The organism is Defluviimonas salinarum (assembly GCF_026013545.1).
Classification (GTDB): domain Bacteria; phylum Pseudomonadota; class Alphaproteobacteria; order Rhodobacterales; family Rhodobacteraceae; genus Albidovulum; species Albidovulum salinarum.
The window spans coordinates 216,109-237,395 of the sequence record NZ_JAPDOG010000003.1 but is presented as its reverse complement, the minus strand read 5'-3'; the positions used below and the strand labels follow the sequence as shown (position 1 = coordinate 237,395).

At 66.7% G+C, this 21,287-nt stretch carries 18 protein-coding genes; 11 read left to right on the top strand and 7 right to left on the bottom strand.

What is annotated here, in order from left to right; translation table 11 throughout:
* Window positions 1-9 precede the first annotated feature (9 nt).
* Both OM960_RS05175 and OM960_RS05170 read right to left on the bottom strand, forming a co-directional pair.
* The gene (locus OM960_RS05175; protein ID WP_264771259.1) at window positions 10-954 is read right to left on the bottom strand and encodes an ABC transporter permease; all 945 of its coding nucleotides are present in this window, start codon (window positions 952-954) and stop codon (window positions 10-12) included.
* An 83-nt stretch (window positions 955-1,037) separates the two neighbouring features.
* Window positions 1,038-2,606, bottom strand: a complete 1,569-nt coding sequence (locus tag OM960_RS05170) for an ABC transporter substrate-binding protein (protein ID WP_263333464.1) — start codon at window positions 2,604-2,606, stop codon at window positions 1,038-1,040.
* Window positions 2,607-2,791: 185 nt separating this feature from the next.
* On the opposite strand from OM960_RS05170, the gene OM960_RS05165 reads away from it, so the two are divergent.
* Window positions 2,792-3,604 (top strand): helix-turn-helix domain-containing protein, encoded by an 813-nt coding sequence (locus tag OM960_RS05165; RefSeq protein WP_263333462.1) that lies wholly within the window; start codon window positions 2,792-2,794, stop codon window positions 3,602-3,604.
* 28 nt (window positions 3,605-3,632) lie between these two features.
* Here OM960_RS05165 and kynA read toward each other — a convergent pair whose 3' ends face one another.
* Window positions 3,633-4,469 (bottom strand): tryptophan 2,3-dioxygenase, encoded by an 837-nt coding sequence (kynA, locus tag OM960_RS05160; RefSeq protein WP_263333460.1) that lies wholly within the window; start codon window positions 4,467-4,469, stop codon window positions 3,633-3,635.
* A gap of 117 nt (window positions 4,470-4,586) precedes the next feature.
* Window positions 4,587-5,783, bottom strand: coding sequence for a kynureninase (gene kynU, locus OM960_RS05155; protein WP_263333459.1), 1,197 nt, complete (start codon window positions 5,781-5,783; stop codon window positions 4,587-4,589).
* Between the two features lie 187 nt (window positions 5,784-5,970).
* Between kynU and OM960_RS05150 the strand changes: the two genes are divergently transcribed.
* From OM960_RS05150 to OM960_RS05125, 6 genes are all read left to right on the top strand, one after another.
* Entirely contained in the window at window positions 5,971-6,411 is a 441-nt protein-coding gene (locus tag OM960_RS05150; protein WP_263333457.1) for a methyltransferase family protein, read from the top strand.
* A gap of 121 nt (window positions 6,412-6,532) precedes the next feature.
* Window positions 6,533-8,107, top strand: coding sequence for a Re/Si-specific NAD(P)(+) transhydrogenase subunit alpha (locus tag OM960_RS05145; protein ID WP_264771258.1), 1,575 nt, complete (start codon window positions 6,533-6,535; stop codon window positions 8,105-8,107).
* A gap of 14 nt (window positions 8,108-8,121) precedes the next feature.
* Entirely contained in the window at window positions 8,122-9,555 is a 1,434-nt protein-coding gene (locus OM960_RS05140; protein ID WP_264771257.1) for an NAD(P)(+) transhydrogenase (Re/Si-specific) subunit beta, read from the top strand.
* A gap of 46 nt (window positions 9,556-9,601) precedes the next feature.
* The gene (locus tag OM960_RS05135; RefSeq protein ID WP_264771256.1) at window positions 9,602-10,762 is read left to right on the top strand and encodes an MFS transporter; all 1,161 of its coding nucleotides are present in this window, start codon (window positions 9,602-9,604) and stop codon (window positions 10,760-10,762) included.
* Window positions 10,763-10,866: 104 nt separating this feature from the next.
* A complete protein-coding gene (locus OM960_RS05130) occupies window positions 10,867-12,144 on the top strand; it encodes a DUF3422 family protein (protein ID WP_264771255.1) in 1,278 nt (425 codons plus the stop codon).
* Between the two features lie 29 nt (window positions 12,145-12,173).
* On the top strand, window positions 12,174-13,490 hold the full coding sequence (locus OM960_RS05125; protein WP_264771254.1) for an NAD(P)/FAD-dependent oxidoreductase: 1,317 nt from the start codon (window positions 12,174-12,176) through the stop codon (window positions 13,488-13,490).
* A gap of 84 nt (window positions 13,491-13,574) precedes the next feature.
* Here OM960_RS05125 and OM960_RS05120 read toward each other — a convergent pair whose 3' ends face one another.
* The 3 genes from OM960_RS05120 to OM960_RS05110 form a co-directional block, all read right to left on the bottom strand.
* Window positions 13,575-14,873 (bottom strand): NAD(P)/FAD-dependent oxidoreductase, encoded by a 1,299-nt coding sequence (locus OM960_RS05120; RefSeq protein WP_264771253.1) that lies wholly within the window; start codon window positions 14,871-14,873, stop codon window positions 13,575-13,577.
* Between the two features lie 10 nt (window positions 14,874-14,883).
* Window positions 14,884-16,284 (bottom strand): aspartate aminotransferase family protein, encoded by a 1,401-nt coding sequence (locus OM960_RS05115; protein WP_263333442.1) that lies wholly within the window; start codon window positions 16,282-16,284, stop codon window positions 14,884-14,886.
* A 132-nt stretch (window positions 16,285-16,416) separates the two neighbouring features.
* Window positions 16,417-17,094 (bottom strand): GntR family transcriptional regulator, encoded by a 678-nt coding sequence (locus OM960_RS05110; protein ID WP_263333440.1) that lies wholly within the window; start codon window positions 17,092-17,094, stop codon window positions 16,417-16,419.
* Between the two features lie 174 nt (window positions 17,095-17,268).
* Between OM960_RS05110 and OM960_RS05105 the strand changes: the two genes are divergently transcribed.
* The 4 genes from OM960_RS05105 (at window position 17,269) to OM960_RS05090 (ending at window position 21,281) form a co-directional block, all read left to right on the top strand.
* Window positions 17,269-18,351 (top strand): polyamine ABC transporter substrate-binding protein, encoded by a 1,083-nt coding sequence (locus OM960_RS05105; protein WP_264771252.1) that lies wholly within the window; start codon window positions 17,269-17,271, stop codon window positions 18,349-18,351.
* A gap of 65 nt (window positions 18,352-18,416) precedes the next feature.
* The gene (locus tag OM960_RS05100; protein ID WP_264771251.1) at window positions 18,417-19,559 is read left to right on the top strand and encodes an ABC transporter ATP-binding protein; all 1,143 of its coding nucleotides are present in this window, start codon (window positions 18,417-18,419) and stop codon (window positions 19,557-19,559) included.
* Between the two features lie 16 nt (window positions 19,560-19,575).
* On the top strand, window positions 19,576-20,466 hold the full coding sequence (locus tag OM960_RS05095; RefSeq protein ID WP_264771317.1) for an ABC transporter permease subunit: 891 nt from the start codon (window positions 19,576-19,578) through the stop codon (window positions 20,464-20,466).
* Complete coding sequence (locus tag OM960_RS05090; protein ID WP_263333435.1) at window positions 20,463-21,281, top strand: ABC transporter permease subunit; 819 nt, start codon at window positions 20,463-20,465, stop codon at window positions 21,279-21,281. The genes OM960_RS05095 and OM960_RS05090 overlap by 4 nt, the downstream gene beginning before the upstream one ends.
* Window positions 21,282-21,287 lie beyond the last annotated feature (6 nt).

Here is a 21,287-nt window from a genome sequence, read left to right as displayed (position 1 = left end):
CTCTCCCCCTCACTTGCCGGCCCGGATGCGCGGGTCGAGGATGGCGTTGATGATGTCGGCGAGTGTCGTGGAGGCGACGAAGATCAGCGTCGAGAACAGCACCGAGCCCATCACGACCGGGTAGTTGCGGGTGGTGATGCTATCGATCACCAGCTTGCCGAGGCCGGGGCGCGAAAAGACGATCTCGGTGAAGACGGCGGCCGAGAGGAGGAAGCCCATGCCGACGCCGATCACGGTGACGGTGGGCAGGATCGCGAGCCGCAGCGCGTAGCGGTAGGTGATCCAGCGTTCCGGCAGGCCGAAGGCGCGGGCAGTGCGGACATGGCCCTCGCCCATGACCTCGAGCATCGAGGCGCGGACGAGCCGGGCGATGTAGCCGACCCAGGAGAGCCCGATCGCGAGGCTCGGCAGGATCAGGTGGTGAAACTGGTCGCCCCAGGCGCCCGGCTCGCCCGCGCCGATCGCAGGGAACCATTGCAGCTTCACCGCGAAGATCAGAAGCGAGTAGAGCGAGACGACGAAGGCCGGAACCGCGATGACCGAGACCGACAGTACGCCGGCGAGCCGGTCGCCGAGCGAGTTGCGGTTGACCGCCGAGTAACAGCCGAGCGCGATGCCGAGCACGGCCGACCAGAGGATCGAGGACAGGATCAGCACCAGCGTGTAGGGGATCTGCCCGAGCACGATCGTGGTCACCGGACGGTTGGTGAACACATCCATGCCGAGATCGCCCCGCAGCATGTTGGCGAAGAAGAGGCCGATCTGCACCGGCAAGGGCTTGTCGAGGCCCATCCGCGCCTCGAGCGCGGCGCGCAGCTCCGGCGAGGCCTTCGGCCCCAGCATGGTCGAGACCGGATCGCCCGGAATCATGTGGATGATCAGGAACAGGAGCGTCACCGCAAGGATGGTGATGAGCGCCGCCAGTCCCAACCGGCGCAGAATATAGGTCAGCATGGTTCCTCCCCGAACGCTGTCGACCGCCTGAAGGTGAAGGGGGCACGGGCGGACCCGCGCCCCCTCCGTCCGCAGGGAGCTGGTTAGGCCGCGCCGAAGTAGCGATAGAGCGGCAGGCCGTCCGGCCGGAGCGCCGGCGCGACGGTGTTGCGGTAGATCACCGGCGTCGATTCATGGGTTATGAACTTGTAGGCGCCGCTTTCCTCCATCAGGTTCTGCATCCGGACATACATCTCCGCGCGCTTCGCCTGATCGGCCTCGGACTGGGCGGCGATGTGAAGCTGGTCGAACTCCTCGTTCCTGAAGCGCTCCCAGTTCCAGATGCCGGCCTGTTCGGCGATGAACCACGAGGTCGCGTAATAGGGATCCGGCGTCATCGAGAAGCGGTTCAGCACCAGCTCCAGCCCCTCGTTCGAGCCGAGCTCCCAGAAGGTGGCACCCTCGTTGAGCTTGATTTCCAGCGTGATGCCGATCGCGGCGAGGTTCGCCTGGATGATCTGCGCCGCGGTGACATTGGCCGACTTGTTGAGGATGTCCATGGTCAGCGAAACATTGGTCTCGCCCGATTCCGCCATCAGCGCCTGCGCCTTTTCGAGATCGGCAGCCGCGCCGGTCATGGAAGCCTCGCGGTGGCCGGCGAGGCCCGGCGCGATGATCCCGGTCGAGGGCTCGGCCGCGCCGAAATAGGCGCCCGCCATGATCGAGGGCACGTCGATCGCGTACTGGATCGCCTGCCGGAGCTTGATGTTGGCAAGCTTCGGATTGTCGAGGTTCATGCCAACCCAGGCGTAGTAGAGCGAGGGGTATTCATCGAGCGTCGCCCCCTCGATCGGCGCGGATTTCAGCCGCTCCACCGAGTCGAGGCTGACGCGCGTGAAGTCGATCTCGCCGGCTTCGAAGGCGATCTCGGCGGCCTTCTCGTCGTCGATGTGGAAGATCTGGATCTCGTCGTAGGCGGGCGCCTCGCCCTTCCAATCGGGGTTGCGCTTCAGCGTGGTCTTCTGCTTCGGCTCCCAGCCGGCATGCAGGTAGGGGCCCGAAGTCGCCACCGGCTGGGTGTCGATCTTGCCACCTGCCTGCTCGAAGGCGGCCTTCGAGACGATGTTGCCGGCGATGTAGGGCAGGGTGATGTTCCACAGCGGCTGGAAGGCGTTCTTCAGGACGATCGTGCCGGTGCGCTCGCCGGTCACCTCGACATGGTCAAGGGGCCCCCAGTCGGGCTTGTTGGTGGATTCGAGCGCGTCGTCGATGATCCGCTCGAACGAGAACTTCACGTCCTCGGCGGTCATCGCGCCGAAGCCGCCCGTGAAGCCGATATCGTCGCGGAGCGCGAAGTTGATATGGGTGTCGTCGGCCTGCTCGACCATCGCCGCGGCGTCGAGCTGCCAGCCCCATTCGCGGCCCGGCTTGTACTGTATCAGCTTGTTGTAGATCGCGGCGTGGATCTCCTCGTCCACCACGCCCTGGCTGAAGGCCGGGTCCATCGAGCGGATGTCGGCATAGGTCCGGGTCTTCAGCGTGCCGCCCTCGGCCCGCGCGCCGCGCGGCAGCGAAAGACCGGCGACCGACGCCAGCCCGAGCGCCGTTGCCCCCTTGAGGAACGCGCGGCGCGGCAGGCCGACACGGCTCCAGGTGATGTTCTGCGAAGTCATGATGTTCTCCCTGCTGTGTGACGCGCCGGGATGCGGCGGTTCGCTCTCAGGAAAGCGCGGAAGCGACAGGCGAACAATTTCGCCGCCGGCAGCGACCTGACGCGAATTTGCGCTGTATTCGCGTCAGGTCGCGAAATAGATTGGCGATGAAACCGCCTGTCTGGCCCCATACGCAAGGACCGCGCTTGGAAGACACTGCTATCGCAACGAATCTGCGGCTTCTCTGCTCGACCGATTCGTCGATCTCGGCGACCTGCCGGCAGATCGGGATCAACCGCCAGCAGTTCAACAAGTACCTCAGCGGCGCCTCGACCCCGTCGGCGGCGAACCTGCGCCGGATCGCCCTGCATTTCGGCGTCCGCCCGGCCGAACTCCTGCTGCCGCCGGAAGAGTTCGAGACCCATCCGACGGTGGCGCCGCGCCTGCAGGGCATGGTGCGGCCGCATCCCGGCACTCGCGGCTTCGACAGCGCTTTCGAGGGCCAGACGATCCCGCTGCGCCGCTACCTCGGCTACTACCTCAGCTACTTTCCGACCGAGAGCTGGAACAACGCGATCATCTGCGCGCTGGTGCGGATCGACGAGCGCGACGGCATGGTGCACTGCAAGTCGGTGGAGCGCTCGGTCGACCCGGATGACGGCACGCTCTACCTGTCCAAGTACCACGGCCGGGTGGCGATGCTCGGCAACCGGATCTTCGTGATGGAATTCCAGAGCCTCGCGCGGGACGCTTTGGTCGAGACGGTGCTCTACCCCGTGGGGCGCGGCCAGCAGACCTACCTGCGCGGCGCCACCTTCGGCATCACCAGCCGCAACCGCGCGCCCTTCAGCGCGCCGATCGTCTGGCGCTTCCTCGGCAGCAATATCGACCTCAGGGCGGCGATGCGGCAGGTCGGGCTCTACGACAAGGGCTCGCCGAGCCTCGACCCCCGCGTCGCGGGTCTCCTGTCGGGTGCCACGGCAAATGTCGCGCCTGCGGGCGCATCGTTCCGGCGATGAAGGCCGCTCACCGCGCCCGCGCCCCGGCTCAGAGCCCGGTGCGCAGGTGCCAGAGCTCGGGGAACAGCTCGACCTCCAGCATCCGGCGCAGGTAGCTCACGCCGCCGGTGCCGCCGGTGCCACGCTTCAATCCGATCACCCGTTCCACCGTGGTCACATGGTTGAACCGCCAGCGCCGGAAGTAGTCCTCGAAATCGACGAGCTTCTCGGCCAGATCGTAAAGCGTCCAATGCGCCTCGGGATCGTCGTAGACGATGCGCCAGACGGCCTCGACGCCGTCATGCGCGGTCCAGGGCGCCCTCAGATCGCGCGTCAGCACCTCTTCGGGCACCGGCAAGCCGGCGCGGGCGGCGGCGCGCAACGCCTCGTCATAGAGCGAGGGTCGCGCGAGTTCGGCCTCGAGCCGCGCAAGGATGTCGGGCCGGTGCGCATGCGGCTTCAGCATCGCCGGGTTGCGGTTGCCGGCGGCATATTCGATCAGCCGGTACTGCCAGGACTGGAATCCCGAGGACGCCCCGAGCGCGGTCCGGAACCGCGTGTAGTCCGACGGCGTCATGGTTCGAAGCACATCCCAGGCCGAGTTCAGCTGCTCCATGATCCGCGCGACGCGGGCGAGCATCTTGAATGCCGGCGCGAGATCGTCCGCCGCGATGCGCGCCCGCGCCGCCGAAAGTTCGTGCAGCATCAGCCGCATCCAGAGCTCCGAGGTCTGGTGCTGGACGATGAACAGCATCTCGTCATGCGCGTCGCTCAGGGGTGCCTGCGCGGAGAGGATAGCGTCGAGCGCGAGATAATCGCCATAGGACATCTGCCCCTCGAAGGACATCTCGGCGCCTTCCCGGCCGGGGTCATAGGGATCCGCCATTCCACCTCCTCGGGCCGCAGGTGCCGCCCTTTCCCTTCTTCATTGCGTAAATACCCCCGGGGGGCGCGGGGGGCGGAGCCCCCCGCCCCGGTCCGGGCCGAAAAGGCCCGGAAGCCCTCATGTCACCTTCGCGCGGGTCCGGAACTCCGCGCGATCCCAGGCCGATGTCGCCATGATCCCGGCGAGGATCCCGACCGCCGCCTCGACCTCCTCCATCGTCGTGTAAAGCGGCGTGAAGCCGAAGCGCAGAATGTCCGGGGCGCGGAAATCGCCGATCACACCTGCGGCGATCAATGCCTGCATGATCGCGTAGCCCTCGGGATGGCGAAAGCTCACCTGGCTGCCGCGCGCCTCGGGATCGCGCGGCGAAGCGAGCTCCAGCGTCGGGCAGGCGGCCTCGACGCCCTGAATGAACGCTTCGGACAGCGTGATTGAGCGGGCCCGCACATCGGGCATCTCGACCCGGTCCCAGATGTCCAGCGAGGCATCGAGGGCGGCCATCTGCAGGATCGGCGGGGTGCCGACGCGCATCCGCTCGATCCCCGTGCCGGGGCGGTAGTCGAGATCGAAGGCGAAGGGGGCTTCATGCCCGAGCCAGCCCGACAGCGCCGGCCGGACCCGGTCGGCGAGATGTGGCGCGACATAGATGAAGGCCGGGCCGCCGGGGCCGGAATTGAGATACTTGTAGGTGCAACCCACGGCGAAATCGGCCGCCGCGCCGGCGAGGTCGACCTCGATCGCGCCGGCGGAATGGGCAAGGTCCCAGACCACCAGCGCCCCGGCATCATGCGCCTTCGCGATCAGGCGCACCATGTCGTGGCGGCGCCCGGTGCGGTAATCGACCTCGGTCAGCATCAGGACGGCGAGATCGGGGGTAATCGCCGCTTCGACCGCCTCGGGCGCGACCGTGCGCAGCTCGTAGCCCTGGCCGAGCGTGCGGACGAGCCCGTCAGCCATGTACAGATCGGACGGGAAGTTCCCGGTGTCCGACAGGATTACCCGGCGGCCCGGCCGTAGCTCCAGCGCCGAGGCGAGCGCCTGGTAGACCTTGATCGACAAAGTGTCGCCTAATACGACCGTGCCCGGTTCCGCCCCAATCAGCCGTCCGATCCGGTCGCCGAGCCGGCGCGGCAGGTCGATCCAGCCTGCCCGGTTCCAGGCGGTGATCAGCATCCCGCCCCATTCCGCGGTGATGCAGGCGGCCACGCGCTCGGCCGCACCGCGCGGCAGCGGGCCGAGCGAGTTGCCGTCGAGATAGATCACGCCGTCGGGAAGCTGGAACATCGCGCGGGTCGCGGCGAAATCGGCGGCCATCGGACGGTCTCCTTCGCAAGTCTGTTCCTTGTGTACGAGTCTTCGTGCCACGGCGCCAGCGCGATCGTATCCGGTGCGGAGGCGACACAAACTCCTCCGGATAACGCGCCTTTCTCGGGACGGCGGCTTGCGCTCGACGGGCTTCGGGAACTAGGGTCCGGTAAGTTTGGGGACAGGACGCCAGTTGATGGCCAAGGATATCGATTTCCCGCCGGTCTGGCTGGCCGGGTTCGCGGTGCTCGGAGGGATCGCCGGAAAGATATTTCCGGTCGAGACCGCGGCGAATGCCTATGTCGGGTCGGCGCTGGTGATTGCCGGCGTGACGCTGATGTTTGTTGCGGTGGTGCAGATGCTGCTGGCGCGCACGACCGTGATCCCGCGCCGGGATCCCGGTGCGCTGGTCACGGGCGGCGTGTTCCGCCTCGGCCGAAATCCCATCTATCTCGGTGACGCCCTGCTTCTTGCCGGCCTGTTCATCGCCTGGGATGCGCTTGTCGCATTGCCGCTGGTGGCCGTCTTCATGTGGGTGATCGACCTGCGTTTCATCCGCGGCGAGGAGGAGCGGCTCGCGGAGCATTTCGGAGAAGAGTTCGAAGCCTACCGTCAGCGGACCCGTCGGTGGCTTTGACAGAACGGAAACACCCTTGTCGCGCTGCGGCGCAGCAAGCTATTAACGCAGGGCGAACGTCGGAAACGCGCGACGATGCGGCGAATACGGGCATCGGCGCCATCGCGGAGGGGAATGGACAGTGAAGATCGGGGCACCGAAGGAGATATTCGAGGGCGAGGCGCGGGTGGCGCTGACGCCCGACTCGGCGGGACTGCTGAAGAAGCTGGGGCACGAGTGTTTCGTCGAGACCGGCGCCGGGGCGGCGGCCGGGTTCTCGGACAAGGCCTACGAGGCGGCCGGCGTGACGGTGGTCAAGACCGCGGCCGCGCTCTTCAAGGAAGTCGACGTGGTCGCCAAGGTGCGGCCGCCCTCGGAAACCGAGACCAAGCGGCTCTCGAAGGGCCAGACCCTGATCTCGTTCTTCTATCCGGCGCAGAACAAGGAACTTCTGGAGCTCGCGAACAAGCAGGGCGCCACCGTCGTCGCGATGGACATGGTGCCGCGGATCAGCCGCGCGCAGAAGATGGACGCGCTCAGTTCGATGGCCAATATCGCCGGCTACCGCGCGGTGATCGAGGCGGGCAACAACTTCGGCCGCTTTTTCACCGGCCAGGTGACGGCGGCGGGCAAGGTGCCCCCCGCGAAGGTGCTCGTCGTCGGCGCCGGCGTCGCCGGTCTCGCCGCGATCGGCACCTCGACCTCGCTCGGTGCCATCACCTATGCCTTCGACGTGCGCCCCGAAGTGGCCGAACAGATCGAATCGATGGGTGCCGAGTTCGTCTATCTCGACTTCGCCGAGAGCCAGACCGACGGTGCCGCGACGGGGGGCTATGCCGCCCCGTCCTCCCCCGAGTTCCGCGAAGCGCAGCTGAAGAAGTTCCGCGAGCTCGCGCCCGAGGTGGACATCGTCATCACCACCGCGCTCATCCCCGGCCGTGATGCCCCGGTCCTCTGGACCAAGGACATGGTCGAGGCGATGAAGCCGGGCTCGGTCATCGTCGACCTTGCCGCCGAGCGTGGCGGCAACTGCGAGCTGACCAAGGCCGACGAGAAGATCGTCACCGACAATGGCGTGACCATCGTCGGCTACACCGACTTCCCAAGCCGCATGGCGACGCAGTCCTCGACGCTTTACGCCAACAACGTCCGCCACATGATGGCGGACTTGACGCCGGGCAAGGACGGTGTCGTCAACCACAACATGGAAGATGACGTGATCCGCGGCGCCACGGTGACCCATGGCGGCGAGATCACCTTCCCGCCGCCGCCGCCGAAGGTGCAGGCGATCGCGGCGCAGAAGCCGAAGGAGAAGGCAAAGGAACTGACGCCGGAGGAGCGGCGCGCGCAGGAAATCGCGCTCTTCAGGAAACAGACCCGCAGCCAGGTCACGCTTCTGACCGTCGGCGGCGCGCTTCTGCTGGGCGTGGGCCTCGTGGCTCCGGCGAGCTTCATGCAACACTTCATCGTCTTCGTGCTTGCCGTCTTCGTCGGCTTCCAGGTGATCTGGAACGTCTCGCATTCGCTGCACACGCCCTTGATGGCGGTCACCAACGCGATCTCGTCGATCATCATCCTCGGCGCCCTGATGCAGATCGGATCGGGCTCGTTCCTGGTGATCGTGCTCGCGGCGCTTTCGATCTTCATGGCCGGAATCAACATCTTCGGCGGCTTCCTCGTCACCCGGCGCATGCTCGCCATGTTCCAGAAATCCTGAAGGAGGCCGCAGAGATGGAATTCGGTTTCACCACGGCCGCCTATGTCGTTGCGGCGGTTCTCTTCATCCTGTCGCTCGGCGGGCTTTCGGGGCAGGAAAGCGCCAAGCGCGCGGTCTGGTACGGCATCGTCGGCATGGGCCTCGCCGTCGCCGCGACACTGATCGGGCCGGGCTCGGGGCTGTGGCTCCTGTCGGTGCTGCTGATCGCGGGCGGCGGCATCATCGGCACTTACGTCGCCAACAAGGTCCAGATGACCGAGATGCCGCAGCTCGTCGCGGCGATGCACTCGCTGGTCGGCCTCGCGGCCGTCTTCGTCGGCTTCAACGCGCATTTTGAGCTCGGCAACGTGCTGGCGATGAGCGAGGAGGCCCGTCACGGGCTCGAAGGCTTCGCCGCCGTCCTCGCCCACAAGACGCCGGTCGAGCAGTCGATCCTCAGGGTCGAGCTGTTCCTCGGCATCTTCATCGGGGCCGTGACCTTCACCGGCTCGGTCATCGCCTTCGGCAAGCTCGCGGGCAAGGTGACCTCGAAGGCCGAGAAGCTGCCGGGCGGGCACATGCTGAACGCGGGCGCCGCGGCGCTCTCGGTGATCTGCCTCATCTGGTACTTCAACACCGGCGGCTTCTTCCCGCTCTTCCTGATGACGCTGGCGGCGCTCTTCATCGGCTATCACCTGATCATGGGGATCGGCGGGGCGGATATGCCGGTCGTCGTCTCGATGCTGAACTCCTATTCGGGCTGGGCCGCGGCGGCGATCGGCTTCTCGCTCGGGAATGACCTCCTGATCGTGACCGGGGCGCTCGTCGGTTCCTCGGGTGCGATCCTGAGCTACATCATGTGCAAGGCGATGAACCGGTCCTTCATCTCTGTCATCCTCGGCGGCTTCGGCAACACGGCCGGTCCGGCGATGGAGATCGCGGGCGAACAGATAGCCATCGACGCCGACGGCGTGGCGGCGGCGCTGAACGACGCCGACTCCGTCATCATCGTGCCGGGCTACGGCATGGCGGTGGCGCAGGCGCAGCAGTCGGTCGCGGAACTGACCCGCAAGCTCCGCGCCAAGGGCAAGGAGGTGCGCTTCGGCATCCACCCCGTCGCGGGCCGGCTGCCGGGCCACATGAACGTGCTCCTGGCCGAGGCCAAGGTGCCCTACGACATCGTGCTGGAGATGGACGAGATCAACGACGACTTCCCCTCGACGGACGTCGCCATCGTCATCGGCTCGAACGACATCGTGAACCCGGCCGCACAGGAGGACCCGAACTCCCCCATCGCCGGGATGCCGGTCCTCGAGGTCTGGAAGGCGAAACAGGTCTTCGTTTCCAAGCGCGGCCAGGGCACCGGCTATTCCGGCATCGAGAACCCCCTGTTCTACAAGGATAACACGCGGATGTTCTACGGCGACGCCAAGAAGTCGGTGGACAGCCTCCTGCCGATGCTCGACTGAAGCGAAACCCCGGCCCAGGCGGCCGGGGTTTTTCTTTGAGGGGGCCATGTTCCGAAACCTTCCGAAAGGCGTCGTCGCGCTCGGCTTCGTCAGCCTCTTCATGGATGTCTCCTCCGAGATGATCCATGCGCTCCTGCCGCTCTTCCTGACCGGGACGCTCGGCGCGACGGCGCTCGCGGTCGGCTTGATCGAGGGGGCGGGGGAGGCGACAGCGCAGATCGTCAAGGTCTTCTCCGGCGCCTGGTCGGACCGGATCGGACGGCGCAAGCCGCTCCTTATCGCGGGCTACGGGCTCGCGGCGTTGACGAAGCCGGTCTTCGCGGTGGCGGGTGGCGCGGGAACGGTGCTCGCCGCGCGCATGGCCGACCGGATCGGCAAGGGCATCAGGGGCGCGCCGCGCGACGCGCTGGTCGCCGACCTCGTGCCCGAGGATCAGAGGGGCGCGGCCTATGGCCTGCGCCAGTCGCTCGATACGGCGGGGGCGTTCCTCGGGCCGCTCCTGGCCATCGCGCTGATGCTTTTGTCGGGTGGCGATATCCGGCTCGTCTTCGCCGTGGCCGTCCTGCCCGCCGCCGTCGCGGTTCTCGTCCTCTGGCGCGGCGTTTCCGAGCCGCCGCGACACGACGGCGAGCGGAAGGTGCCGCCGCGCCTCGACCGCCGGACCCTTGCCGCCCTCGGCCCGGCCTTCTGGCGCGTCGCTGCCTTCGGCGCGGCCCTGTCTTTTGCGCGAATATCAGAGGCCTTCCTGATCCTCAAATCCGCCGATGCCGGACTCGAACCAGCCTGGGCGCCCGCTGTCTTCGTCCTGATGAACCTCGTCTACGGCGTGGTCGCCTGGCCGGCTGGCGCATTGTCGGACCGGGCGGGGCAGGGCGGGCTCCTGCGCCTCTCGATCCTGACACTCGCGGCCGCGCATCTGATCTTCGCCGCGACGGGCGGGCTCGCGTCCGCCTTCGTGGGCATCGCGCTCTGGGGCGTCCATATGGGGTTGAGCCAAGGCCTCCTCTCCGCCGCCATCGCCCGCGCCGCCCCGTCGGAGCTGCGCGGCACGGCCTTCGGCGCGTTCAACCTGATGAGCGGCGTTGCCACGCTCGGCGCCAACGCCCTCGCCGGTGCGCTCTGGACGCTGTCGGGGCCGGGCGCCACCTTCGCGGCCGCCGCCGCGGCGGCGCTCGCGGCCCTTCTCATCGCGCCGCGATACCGCTAAAGCGTTGCTTAAAAGCAAGTATACTTCGGTGTGCCTGTCACCGGCACGCTTTCCCCCCGCAAATGCCCTGGCGGGCGCTATGGTCCGGCACGGAGACGCAACCCATGATCGACGACCATCCCCTGCGCTACGCGCTTGTGAACGAACTCCACGCGCGGCCCTTCCCGTCGCTCGACCTGCCCTGCCACGCCGTCTATTTCGCGGTGAAGCAGCCGGTCGACGCCCATAACCGCGACCGGGCCGAGGACCGCGGTCATCTCCTGTCGCTCCTCGACCGGCATGGCGCCGCGCATCCGCCCGACGGCGCAACCCACCACGCCGCGCGGATCGGACGGCACGACCTGAAATGGGAAAGCCATACCGAGTTCGTGACCTATTCTGCCTTCGGCAGGGGCGTCGGTGACCGCGCCTTCAACCCGGCCGAGGCCGAGGTCTTCCCCGCCGACTGGGCCGCGCGGGCGCCCGGCAGGCGCGTCGCCGCGATCCTGATCCGGGTGGAGCCGCTGCCCGACGACCTCGAGACCGTCAAGACGCGGCTCGAGGAGTGGTTCGTCCCCGAAAGTCTCGCCTGTTCCTGGGTGCTGGACGAGGCGGCGATCATCGCCGGCGACTTCCAGATCGACCCCGCGGGCTTCATGCGCTTCGCGATCTTTCCCCGGCCGGGCACCGGCGCCCGCCGCATCGGCCGCATCGTCCAAAGGCTTTGCGAGATCGAGACCTACCGGGCGATGTCGATGCTCGGCCTCGGCCGGGCGCGTGAGCTCAATGGCCGGCTCAACGCGCTCGACCCGAAGCTGTCGGAGCTGGTCGCGACGATGTCCGACAAGGGCCGCGACGCCGAGGACACGCTGCACGAGCTTCTGGCGATCTCCGCCGAGCTTGAGGCGCAGGCCGTGCGCCATGCCTTCCGCTTCGGTGCGACCGGTGCCTACGAGGCGCTCGTCACCCAGCGGGTGCAGGTCCTGCGCGAAACGCGGTTCAACGGCCGCCAGACCTTCGCCGAGTTCATGACCCGCCGCTACGATCCGGCGATGCGGACGGTGAAATCGGCCGAGCGGCGGCTTGAGCAAATGGCCGAGCGGGCCGAACGCGCCGGCGAGCTCTTGCAGACCCGCGTCGACGTCGAACGCTCGGGCCAGAACCAGAAGCTCCTGGAGAGCATGGACCGCCGCGCCGACCTCGCGCTCAGGCTCCAGCACACGGTCGAGGGGCTCTCGGTCGTCGCGATCTCCTATTACGCGGTGAGCCTCGGCAGCTATTTCCTACAGCCCCTCGCCGATGCGATGGGCTTGAAGAAAAGCCTGTTGACCGCGGCACTGGTGCCGCCGATGCTGCTCGCCGTCTGGCTGATGATCCGGCGGATCCGCCAGAAGATGCACTGAGCACGCCCGGGGCGGAGGCAGGTTTCAGAGTGGCGTTTCCGATCTCCGTCGCGAGCCCGGTCCGCTTCCCCGGCCCGCTGCCGAAGGCCGCCGACGTCGTGGTGATCGGCGGCGGCGTGATCGGCGTGATGACGGCATGGTACCTCGCCCGCCGCGGTGTCCGGGTCGTCCTTTGCGAGAAGGGCCGGATCGCCGGGGAACAGTCGAGCCGCAACTGGGGCTGGGTGCGCCAGCAGGGCCGCGATCCGGCCGAACTGCCGATCATGATCGAGGCGCTGTCGATCTGGAAAGGGCTCGAGGCCGAGGCGGGCGCCTCGCTCGGCTTTCGCCAGACCGGCGTTCTCTACATCGCCAACGGGGCGAGGGACATGGCGGCGCACGAAGCCTGGACGGCGCATGCGCGGGCGCACGGGATCGACACGCGGGTGCTGTCGCGCTCCGAGGTCGCAGCGATGCTACCGGGCGACGCGGGATGGACCGGCGGGATCTGGACCGCCTCGGACGCACAGGCGGAACCCTGGATCGCGGTGCCGCGGCTCGCCGAGGCGGCGGCGGCGCGCGGCGTCCGGATCGTCGAGAACTGCGCCGTGCGGGCGCTCGACATCACGGCGGGCCGCGTCGCGGGCGTGATGACCGAGATGGGGCGCGTCGCGGCGGACCGGGTGGTGCTCGCCGGCGGATCGTGGTCCGCACTCTTCGCCCGGACGCATGGGCTTGGGCTGCCGCAGCTCTCGGTCCGCGCGACGGTTGCAGCGACCGCCCCCCTGCCGCAGATCTTCGCAGGCGCGGCGGCCGACAGCCGCTTCGCGCTCCGGCGGCGGCAGGATGGAGGCTACACGCTTGCCCTGCGGCTCACCCACGACTTCTACCTCGGCCCGGATGCGTTCCGGCATTTCCGGACCTATCTGCCCCTGATCCGCAAGGACATCGCCGGCACGCGGTTCAAGCCCGCCGCGCCGCGCCACTTCCCCGATGCCTGGCGGACGCCGCGCCGCTGGACCGCGGACGAGGAGACCCCGTTCGAGCGGATGCGCATCCTCGCCCCGGCCCCCGACCTGCCGCAGGTCGAACGGATGCGCGACCGGTTCGCCGCCGCCTTCCCCGGGCTCGGAAAGCCGCCGATCGCCGCCGCCTGGGCCGGCATGATCGACACGATGCCGGATGTCCTGCCGGTGATCGACCACGCCGCGGCGCTGCCGGGCCTCACCATCGCGACCGGCCTGTCGGGCCACGGCTTCGGAATCGGTCCGGGCATCGGCCGCGTCACCGCCGATCTCGTCGACGGCCGCGCGCCCGGCCACGACCTCGGCCCCTTCCGCCTCGCGCGCTTCGGCTCCGGCGCCTAGGGCGGGCCCGCAGTTCCGCCCCGGAGCTTCTTCATTGCTGAAATACCCCGGGGGTCCGGGGGCAGCGCCCCCGGCCTCGCCGCCTCAGAGCCGGTCGCGGAGCGAGAACCACAGCATCGCCAGCACCAGGAGCGGCCAGCGCAGCGCGATCCCGCCCGGGAACGCGCGGGTCGGGACCGAGGCCATCAGGTCGAACCGTTCGGCCTGGCCGGCGATCGCCTCGGCCGCGAGCTTGCCGCCGAGCGTCGCGAGCGCGACGCCATGCCCCGAATAGCCCGAGGCGGAAAGGACGTTCCCGGCGAGCCGTTCGAAATGCGGCATCCGGTTCATCGTGATGCCGAGCGTGCCGCCCCAGGCATGGGTGATCTTCGCATCCTTGAGCTGGGGATAGATCTCCAGCATAGGCTTGCGCACCAGCGCCGCGATATCGGGGAAGCGGTAACCGTAGCTCTCTGCGCCGCCAAACAGGAGGCGGTGGTCGTCCGAGAAGCGGAAGTAGTTGATCACGAACTTGGTGTCGGCGACGGCGTGGTTGCCCCGGATCAGGCTTTCCTGGCTCTCGGGCATCATAGGCTCGGTCGCGACGATGAAATTGTTGATCGGCATGACGCGGGTGGCGACGCGCCTGTTTAGGTCGCCGAGATAGCCGTTGCAGGCAAGGACGACATGGCCCGCAATGATCTTCGCCTTCTCCGTCGCAACCGTGGCGGGCGCGGTCTCAGTGATCGCCGTGACCTTGGAGCGTTCGAAGATCCGCACGCCTTTCGCCTGCGCCGCCCGGGCGAGGCCGAAGGCGTAGCGCAGGGGATGCAGGTGGCCGCCGCCCATGTCGATGTCGCCGCCGTGATAGGCGGGCGAGCCGACCATGTGGCGCATCTCCTCGCGGTCGAGCGGGCGGATCAGGTCGTAGCCGTAGTCGCGCGCCATCTTCTCGGCGTAGTCGCGGGCATGGGGGACATAGCGGGCGCGGTGGCAGGCGTGGATGATCCCCGGCGCGAAGCCGGCATCCGGCGCGTGCTCGGCCGCCAGGGCCTTCGTCAGCGCGACGCTTTCCTGCGCGAGGTGCCAGAGCGCCCGGGCGTGGTCGAGCCCGACCAGCTTCTCCAGCGCCTCCTGGTCGAGCCGCTGGCCGGTCCCTACCTGGCCACCGTTGCGGCCCGACGCGCCCCAGCCGACGCGATGCGCGTCGAGCAGGATCACGTCGAAGCCGCGCCCGGCGAGGTGAAGCGCCGCCGAGAGACCGGTGAACCCCGCGCCGACGACGCAGACGTCGCAGGTCAGATCGCCCGTGGCTTGCGCGTAGGGGCCCGGAGCCTCGGCGCTGTCGGCGTACCAGGACCGGGGATATTCCCCGGCCCTGTCATTGGCGTAAAGGATGTCCATGCGGCCCCGCTCAGGCCGCCTTCAGCAGGCCGTCCGCCTTGATCCCAGCATAGGTCTCGTCGAGCGACTTCGTTGCGCGGGCGATGAAGACGTCGATCTCCGCCGGGGTGATGACGAGGGGCGGCGAAATGATCATGCGGTCGCCGACATGGCGCATCACGAGGTTGTTGGCGAAGCAGCGCTCGCGGCAGCGGTAGCCGACGGTGCCGGCCTCGGAGGCGAAGGCGGCGCGGTTCGCCTTGTCCGGCGTCAGCGCGATCGAGCCCATGAGGCCGATGAGCCGCGCCTCGCCCACCAGCGGATGGTCGGCCAGGGCGTTCCAGCGTTCGGCGAGGTAGGGATGGGCCACGTTGCGGACATGGTCGAGGATGTTTTCCTCTTCCAGGATCTCGAGGTTGCGCAGCGCGACGGCCGCGGCGACGGGATGGCCGCAATAGGTGTAACCGTGGTTGAAGTCGTCGCCCGAGTTCGCGACCGTGTGGTAGACCTCGTCGCAGATGATCGAGCCGCCGATCGGCGCGTAGCCCGACGACAGGCCCTTGGCGATGGTCATGATATGCGGCTTGATGCCCATGGTCTCGGAGCCGAACCAGTTGCCGGTGCGGCCGAAGCCGGTGATGACCTCGTCGGCGATCAGGAGAATGCCGTACTTGTCGCAGATGCGCTGGATCTCGGGCCAGTAGGTCGAGGGCGGGATGATCACGCCGCCCGCACCCTGGACCGGCTCGCCGATGAAGGCGGCGACGCGGTCGGCGCCCAACTCGTTAATCTTGTCCTCAAGCTCGCGGGCGCGCACCAGACCGAATTCCTCGGGCGTCATGTCGCCGCCCTCGGCGTACCAATGCGGCTGGCCGATATGGACGATGTTCGGAATCGGCAAACCGCCCTGGGCGTGGATGCCGGCCATCCCGCCGAGCGAGCCGCCGCCCATGGTCGAGCCGTGGTAGCCGTTCTTGCGGGCGATGATGATGTTCTTCTCGGGCTTGCCCTTCACGTCCCAGTAGCGGCGGACGAGGCGGATGTTGGTGTCATTCGCCTCCGAGCCAGATCCGGCGTAGAACACGTGGTTCAGGTCGCCCGGCGCCAGTTCCGCGATCTTCGCCGCGAGCGCGATGGCGGGAACGTGGCTGGTCTGGAAGAAGGTGTTGTAATAGCACAGCTCTTCCATCTGCCGCGCCGCCACCTCGGCGATGTCCTTGCGGCCATAGCCGAGGTTCACGCACCAGAGGCCGGCCATGCCGTCGAGGATCTCATTCCCCTCACTGTCGGTGAGATAGACGCCCTTGCCGCGGGTGATGATGCGCGCGCCTTTCTTTGCGAGCGCGGCATCCTCGGTGAAGGGGTGCATGTGATGCGCCGCGTCAAGCGCCTGGAGTTCTTTCGTGGGCATGTGATTGGTGATCTTGGTCATCGCGGAACCTGTCGTGTTCGGGCCTGTAGGGCGGGTGTCGCAGTGCGGTCGGCGCCGCGTCGGGCGGGCGTCGGCCAGTCTGTCAGTCACGCACAGGATATGATCAAAACCGGCGATGTCAATAGAATTTGATCAAATTCCGGAAGGGGGGAGCGAAAGCCGTACCTGCTCGATTCCCTGGGCGATGTCACCCTCGAGCGCCGCGGCGAGCTGGGCGGCATCTCCCGAGCGCATCGCATCCAGCGCCTCGCCGTGGCGGTCGGGCAGGTTGGCAGTGCCGTATCGGCCGCAGACCACCCGGAGCGAGGGGCCGAAACGCAGCCAGAGCATCTGGGCGATCGACAGCAGAATCGGTGCTTCCGCGCGTTCATAGAGCGTGAAGTGAAAGTTGAAGTTGCCGCGCAGGTAGCGCTGGACATCGCCTCCGGCGATGGCCTGGTCGATCTCGCCGTCGATCCGCGCCAGTGCGGCGATATCATTTGCCCGCAGATGGTTGGTCGCCATCTGTGCCAGCTTCGGTTCGATCGTCAGGCGGGCAAAGGCGATCTCGTCGAGTTGCGAGACGGTGAGCTGGGGCACCGACACGCGGCGGTTGCCCTGAAGTTCGAGCGCACCTTCGGCGGTGAGCTTGCGGATCGCCTCGCGCACGGGGGTCATGCCGGCCTCGAGCGTCGCGGTCAGACCCTGGATCGTCACCGGCTGGCCAGGCGCGAGCTGACCGAAGAGAATCATGTCGCGGAGTCGGCAGTAGGTGATCTCGTGCGAGGGCACCTTTCTGGGCGATTCGCTGGCGTTGATCATGTTTTTCATTCGGGTTTCTCGACAGGGGCTGTGCGATATTTTGTTTCTGCCATAATAGATTGCGCTTTGCGGAAATGCCATGTTGATTTGAGTCGAAAAATTTGATCAAAATGGCGCAACAAGAGGCGAAGACCCTGCGGATGGCCCTTGGGCTGTCCACTCCAACAGACCTTAGGAGGTACTATGAAGCTTACGGGGATGACGATGGCGGCCGCGATCGCGGTGGCCGGCGCGGCGGGGGCCGAGGAGGTCCATGTCTACAACTGGTCGGATTATATCGACGAAGCGCTCCTGGCGAAGTTCAAGGAAGAAACCGGGATCGACCTGATCTACGACGTGTTCGATTCGAACGAGATCCTCGAGACCAAGCTGCTCGCGGGTGGTTCGGGCTACGATGTCGTGGTCCCCTCGGGCACGTTCCTGTCGCGTCAGATCCAGGCCGGCGCGTTCCAGAAGCTCGACAAGTCGAAGCTCTCGAACATCGGCAACGTCTGGGACGCGATCGCCGAGCGGACCGAGAAGTACGACCCGGGCAACGAGTACTCGATCAACTACATGTGGGGATCGACCGGGATCGGTATCAACGTCCAGAAGGTCAAGGAGGTGCTCGGCGAGGATGCGCCGGTCAACTCGCTGGCGCTGGTCTTCGATCCCGCGAACGCGGAAAAGCTCGCGTCCTGCGGCATCCACATGCTCGACGCGCCGGTCGAGATCATCCCGGCGGCGCTGAAGTATATCGGCGAAGACCCGGATGCGCAGGATTTCGAGACGATCTCCAAGGCCGAGCCGGTGTTGACGGCGATCGCGCCCTTCGTGCAGAAGTTCCACTCGTCCGAATACATCAACGCGCTCGCCAACGGCGACATCTGCGTGGCCTTCGGCTGGTCGGGCGACGTCTTCCAGGCACAGGCCCGCGCCATCGAGGCCGATAACGGGGTCGAGATCGAGTATCACATCCCGAAGGAAGGCGCGCTGATGTGGTTCGACCAGCTGGCGATCCCGGTCGACGCGCCGAACCCGGACGCCGCCCACAAGTTCATCGACTTCATCCTCGATGCGAACAACGCGGCCGCCGCTTCGAACTATGTCTACTATCCGAACGGCAACAAGGCGTCGCAGGAGTTCCTTGATCCGGAGGTGATCGGCGATCCGGCGATCTATCCGGACGAGGAGACGATGAACAACCTCTACACCACGACGACCTGGGATCCGAAGGTCAACCGCGACGTGACGCGGCTCTGGACCAAGGTCAAGTCGGGTACCTGAGCGCACCTCCCAATCCTGCCCCGCGCCCTTCCGGCGCGGGGCTTCGCATATCACACGAGGACATAATGGATCAGCAGTCCGCCAACCGCCCGGTCTTCGCCCCCTGGAACGATCCGAACGAGAAGCCGTTGATCCGGTTCCAGAACGTGACGAAGAAATTCGGCGAATTCATCGCAATTGACGATCTGACATTGGACATCTACCGGCGCGAATTCTTCGCGCTCCTCGGGCCGTCGGGTTGCGGCAAGACCACGCTGATGCGGATGCTTGCGGGCTTCGAGAAGCCGACGACGGGTACGATCCTGCTCGACGGTCAGGACATCGCCCCGATCCCGCCGAACCGGCGCGCGACGAATATGATGTTCCAGAGCTACGCGCTGTTTCCGCATCTGTCGGTCTGGGACAACATTGCCTTCGGGCTGAAACGGTCGGACATGCCCGCCGACAAGATCGGCGCCCGGGTCGAGGAGATGCTGCGCCTCGTCCGGCTGGAAAAGTTCGCCAAGCGCAAGCCGCATCAGATCTCGGGCGGTCAGCGCCAGCGCGTGGCGCTTGCGCGGTCGCTGGCCAAGGCGCCGAAGCTCCTGCTGCTGGATGAGCCCCTCGGCGCGCTCGACAAGAAGCTGCGTCAGGACACCCAGTTCGAGCTGATGGACATCCAGGAGAAAACCGGAACTACCTTCGTGATCGTGACCCACGACCAGGAGGAGGCGATGACGGTCGCCAGCCGCGTCGCGGTCATGGACCACGGAAGGATGATCCAGGTCGACACGCCCGACCGAATCTACGAGACCCCGAACTCGGTCTATGTCGCGGACTTCATCGGCGACGTGAACATCATCGAGGGCACTGCCGCGCCGAAGGGCGAGGGCATGGTTGCCATCGCCTGGGCCGAGGGTCAGCCGGAGATCGCGGCCACCCCGGCGGGGCAGGTCGCCAAGGGGGCACGGGTGCATTTCGCGATCCGGCCCGAGAAGGTGGCGATCACCACCGAGAAACCCGAGGGCCGCGCCAACGCGATCGAGGGGGCCGTCCACGACATCGCCTATCTCGGCAATATCTCGACCTACAAGGTCGAGGTTGCGGGCGGGCGGATGATCAAGGCGCAGGTCGCCAACGACCGCCGCATCTCGCGCCGCGACATCAGCTGGGACGACCGGGTGTGGCTGTCCTTCACCGACACCGCCGGCGTCGTGCTGCTGAGCTGAGGGGGGCGTCATGAATATCCGCCGGCTGTTCCTGATCCTCGCACCCTATGCGTGGCTTCTGGTCTTCTTCCTCATTCCGTTCGCGATCGTTCTGAAGATCGCGCTGTCGGACTATGCGATCTCGATTCCGCCCTATACGCCGGTGCTCGATCTTTCGGCGGGCTGGGATGGATTCAAGTCCTTCCTGAGCGCGCTCGATTTCGAGAACTTCACCTTCCTCGCCGAGGACGCGCTTTACTACACCGCGTATCTCTCGAGCCTGAAGATCGCGATCATCTCGACCTTCCTTACGCTGCTCGTTGGCTATCCGATCGCCTACGGGATGGCGCAAGCACCCGACGAATGGCGTCCGACGCTGATGATGCTGGTGATCCTGCCGTTCTGGACCTCGTTCCTGATCCGCGTCTATTCCTGGATGTCGATCCTGTCGAACGAGGGCTTCCTCAACCAGCTCCTGATGTGGACCGGGCTGACCGACAGCTCCATCCAGATCCTCAACACCAATACGGCCGTCTACATCGGCATCGTCTACACCTATCTGCCGTTCATGGTGCTGCCGATCTACTCGGCGCTGGAAAAGCTCGACGGATCACTGATCGAGGCGGCCGAGGATCTCGGCTGCTCGCGGATCCAGGCCTTCTGGCTCGTGACTTTCCCGCTGTCGCGCCCCGGCGTCATCGCCGGCAGCTTCCTCGTCTTCATCCCGGCGCTCGGCGAGTTCGTCATTCCCTCGCTCCTTGGCGGATCCTCGACCCTGATGATCGGCAAGGTGCTGTTCGAGGAGTTCTTCAACAACCGCGACTGGCCGGTCGCCTCGGCCGTGGCCGTCGTGCTGCTCCTCATCCTGATCATCCCGATCGTGCTCTTTCAGCGCAACGAGCAGAAGCAGAGGGAGGCTGACCAATGAACCGCCGTTTTTCCTGGTTCAACGCGACCTCGATCACGCTCGGCTTCGCGTTCCTCTACCTGCCGATGATCATCCTCGTGACCTTCTCGTTCAACGAGTCGAAGCTGGTCACGGTCTGGGCCGGGTTTTCCACCAAGTGGTATGGTGAGCTCTTTCGCGATCAGGCCTTCCTGAACGCGGCCTGGGTGACGCTGAAGGTCGCCGTCATCTCCTCGACGGTGGCGACCGTCCTCGGCACGATGGCGGCTTACGTGATCGTCCGGGCCGGGCGCTTTCCCGGGCGCACGATGTTTTCCGGCATGATCTACGCGCCGCTCGTCATGCCGGAGGTGATCACCGGTCTCGCCATGCTTCTGCTCTTCATCACCATCGGGCTCGACCGCGGGGTCTTCACCATCATCCTCGCGCACATCACCTTCACGATGTGCTTCGTTTCGGTCGTGGTCTCCTCTCGCCTCGCGACCTTCGACCGGTCGCTGGAGGAGGCGGCGCTCGATCTCGGCTGCACGCCGTTCGACGCGTTCAAGTCGGTCACCCTGCCGATCATCGCGCCGGCGGTGGTCTCGGGCTGGCTTCTCGCCTTCACGCTCTCGCTCGACGACCTTGTCATCTCGCAGTTCGTGGCGGGGCCCTCGGCGACGACGCTGCCGATGAAGATCTTCTCCTCGGTGCGGCTTGGGGTGAATCCGCAGATTAACGCGCTCTCGACGATCCTGATCTCGATCGTGACGGTCGGAGTGATCAGCGCCTCGCTGATCTCCAAGCGGTCGATCGCCCGACAGCGTGCCGAAGAACTGGCGGCGGTGCGGACCTGAACGGCG

What these genes read in the sequence shown, in the direction of transcription:
- OM960_RS05110 (WP_263333440.1), bottom strand. Translation starts at nt 17,094, where the DNA reads ATGAAAAACATGATCAACGCCAGCGAATCGCCCAGAAAGGTGCCCTCG.
- OM960_RS05105 (WP_264771252.1), top strand. Translation starts at nt 17,269, where the DNA reads ATGAAGCTTACGGGGATGACGATGGCGGCCGCGATCGCGGTGGCCGGC.
- OM960_RS05090 (WP_263333435.1), top strand. Translation starts at nt 20,463, where the DNA reads ATGAACCGCCGTTTTTCCTGGTTCAACGCGACCTCGATCACGCTCGGC.
- OM960_RS05100 (WP_264771251.1), top strand. Translation starts at nt 18,417, where the DNA reads ATGGATCAGCAGTCCGCCAACCGCCCGGTCTTCGCCCCCTGGAACGAT.
- OM960_RS05175 (WP_264771259.1), bottom strand. Translation starts at nt 954, where the DNA reads ATGCTGACCTATATTCTGCGCCGGTTGGGACTGGCGGCGCTCATCACC.
- kynU (WP_263333459.1), bottom strand. Translation starts at nt 5,783, where the DNA reads ATGGCCGCCGATTTCGCCGCGACCCGCGCGATGTTCCAGCTTCCCGAC.
- OM960_RS05135 (WP_264771256.1), top strand. Translation starts at nt 9,602, where the DNA reads ATGTTCCGAAACCTTCCGAAAGGCGTCGTCGCGCTCGGCTTCGTCAGC.
- OM960_RS05150 (WP_263333457.1), top strand. Translation starts at nt 5,971, where the DNA reads ATGGCCAAGGATATCGATTTCCCGCCGGTCTGGCTGGCCGGGTTCGCG.
- OM960_RS05130 (WP_264771255.1), top strand. Translation starts at nt 10,867, where the DNA reads ATGATCGACGACCATCCCCTGCGCTACGCGCTTGTGAACGAACTCCAC.
- OM960_RS05120 (WP_264771253.1), bottom strand. Translation starts at nt 14,873, where the DNA reads ATGGACATCCTTTACGCCAATGACAGGGCCGGGGAATATCCCCGGTCC.
- OM960_RS05140 (WP_264771257.1), top strand. Translation starts at nt 8,122, where the DNA reads ATGGAATTCGGTTTCACCACGGCCGCCTATGTCGTTGCGGCGGTTCTC.
- kynA (WP_263333460.1), bottom strand. Translation starts at nt 4,469, where the DNA reads ATGGCGGATCCCTATGACCCCGGCCGGGAAGGCGCCGAGATGTCCTTC.
- OM960_RS05170 (WP_263333464.1), bottom strand. Translation starts at nt 2,606, where the DNA reads ATGACTTCGCAGAACATCACCTGGAGCCGTGTCGGCCTGCCGCGCCGC.
- OM960_RS05115 (WP_263333442.1), bottom strand. Translation starts at nt 16,284, where the DNA reads ATGACCAAGATCACCAATCACATGCCCACGAAAGAACTCCAGGCGCTT.